The sequence below is a fragment of the Zoogloea sp. LCSB751 genome (genome assembly GCF_002028455.1).
In the GTDB taxonomy this organism is placed as follows: Bacteria; Pseudomonadota; Gammaproteobacteria; order Burkholderiales; family Rhodocyclaceae; genus Zoogloea.
The window spans coordinates 1-244 of record NZ_MWUM01000507.1 but is presented as its reverse complement, the minus strand read 5'-3'; the positions used below and the strand labels follow the sequence as shown (position 1 = coordinate 244).

Below are 244 nucleotides of genomic sequence, written 5' to 3'. Positions count from 1 at the left end.
CACACAGGCCACGCGCCTAAGCGCCGCCGAGCAAGGCTTATTAGCCTCCCTCGGCCTTAACCGTGTGACGGTTTATCGCCGTCCAACAGTAGCCGTGTTTTCAACTGGGGATGAAGTCAGCCAACCCGGCGAAGCACTGAATCCAAACTGTATTTATGACTCAAACCGTTACACCATCAAAGCGATGGCAAAACGTTTAGGTTGTGACGTCATTGACTTAGGCATTATCGAAGACTCCGAAAGC

1 protein-coding gene is annotated in these 244 nt (G+C 51.6%); it reads left to right on the top strand.

Annotated features, from left to right (window positions below):
- Positions 1-244: molybdopterin-binding protein (locus tag B4920_RS27500; RefSeq protein WP_368664753.1), on the top strand; the 244-nt coding region annotated here is incomplete at both ends.